Origin of the sequence: Streptomyces sp. adm13(2018), from assembly GCF_008042145.1 — a bacterium.
GTDB lineage: Bacteria > Actinomycetota > Actinomycetes > Streptomycetales > Streptomycetaceae > Streptomyces.
Window position 1 is genome coordinate 1 of the sequence record NZ_RDBH01000341.1, and the last position, 1724, is coordinate 1724.

2 protein-coding genes are annotated in these 1724 nt (G+C 72.0%); both read right to left on the reverse strand.

Translation table 11 applies throughout. The features are described 5' to 3' along the window. Positions 1 to 111: 111 nt before the first annotated feature. On the reverse strand, positions 112 to 570 hold the full coding sequence (locus tag EAO70_RS37440) for a VOC family protein (RefSeq protein ID WP_148007215.1): 459 nt from the start codon (positions 568 to 570) through the stop codon (positions 112 to 114). A gap of 3 nt (positions 571 to 573) precedes the next feature. Then, positions 574 to 1724, reverse strand: a 1151-nt coding sequence (locus EAO70_RS37445; protein ID WP_261993262.1) for a glycosyltransferase, incomplete at its 5' end; no start/stop codon positions are given.

A 1724-nucleotide genomic window follows, 5' to 3' on the forward strand; every position in this document is an offset into this window, starting at 1 on the left:
GTGCAGGGGACGCCTGCCCGGGACAGGAACAGGGCGGTGCACAGCCCCACCGTGCTGCCCCCGACGACCAGGACACCGGAGTTCTCGTTGGGCATGGGTGTTCCGTTCCGGTCAGGTGAGTTCGGTGGGGGGAGCCGCGTCGAAGGCGGGCATGTGGGGGGCGCCCGGGTCCCAGGACGCCACGAAGCGCGGCCGGCGGGAGGCGTCCATCATCTCCAGGTCGATGCCGAGGCTCTCGACCTTGTGGTAGGTGTACGGCCGGCCCAGCGGGCAGGCACTGAACTCCTGGGCGAAGCCCGCTTCGGACAGGCGCGCGGAGCTCGCCGTGACGTCCTCGGTCCAGTAGCCGAGGTGGTGGCAGCGGGCGCCCAGGGACGAGTCCCACGGGCTGCCCTCGGGGCCTTGGACGAGCTCGATGTAGGGCGGCCCGCCACGGGTGAAGGCGAGCCGGTAGTCCCACTCGCCCAGGGAGTCCTCGAGGATTCCCGACCACTCGGCGCCGACGCTGCGCGTCAGGTCGTCCATGGACCGCTGGATGTCGGGAACGACGAAGCACACGTGGTAGAACACGGCTCAGACCAGCTTCTCGATCACGTTCAGCACCTCGGCGGGTACGGGCATGGCCCTGGCCTCGTCGGCGAGCGCCCCGGCCCGTTCGCGGTAGGTCTCCCGGGTCAGCAGGTCCTCCGCCGCGCCGGCCAGCGCGTCCGGGGTGTCGTCGCCCGGCATGACGCAGCGCGCGGAGCCGTACGCGGCCAGCCGCTGCGAAGGGGCCACCAGCTTGGGCATGTTGGGGACGAGGAGCTGCGGGATGCCATGGACCATGCCGGTCAGCGCCGTGCCGCCGCCCGCGTGGTGGACGAGGAGGTCGCACGTCCTCGCCACCGTGTCGAAGGGCAGCCAGCCGACCTTGGTGCCGGTCGCGGCGCTCAGCTCGTCGGCGACCGCCGCCGGTGCGCTGACCAGCAGCTCGGCCTCGAGAGGCGCCAGCTTGCGGACCAGTTCGACGAGGTAGTCGAAGAAGTAGCCGGGGGCGGTCTTGGTGCCGGCGGTGATGGCGACCCGGGGCGCGGACCCCTTGGTGTACATCCACGGCTCGATCTGGGGCTGTTCGTTGCAGGGGATCCACCGCATCGAGACGCCCTGGGGGGCTTCGGGGTCACGCACACTGGGCGGGCAGACGTCGATCCACAGCGACTGTGCCGGGATGCCGTCGAGGCCGAGCGCCTCGAGTTCGGGCCGCATCTCGATCTCCGCCGCCACGTCGACGGCCTGCGGCTCGCCGGAGTCCCACGCCTGGCGTACGTAGGGCACTCCGATGCGCGCGGCCAGGACGGCGGCCGAGTAGGTGAGGGTGCCGCCCACGACGACGTCGGGGCGCCAGGTGCGGGCCAGCTGAAGGAGGGGCTCCTGGTAGAGCGCCGCCATGCGGCCGAAGGCGTGGCCGATGGACCGCATCCGGACGTCGGGGTCGTCGGACGGAAGGACCGGCGTGCCGTCCCGGTCGGTGGTGATGTGGTGGCGGATGGGGACGTCGGAGACGCAGACACCGGCGAGTCCGGCGCCGGCGATCGCCGCCATCGTCTCCTGGTTGGAGGCGACGAGCACGTCGTGGCCGGCGTTGCGGGCCGCGGTGGCCAGCGGGGTGAGCGCGTAGACGGTGGCAGGGCTGCCGCCCGTGACGAAGAGGATGCGCAAGGAGAACCTCACTCGGGGTGGGGAAG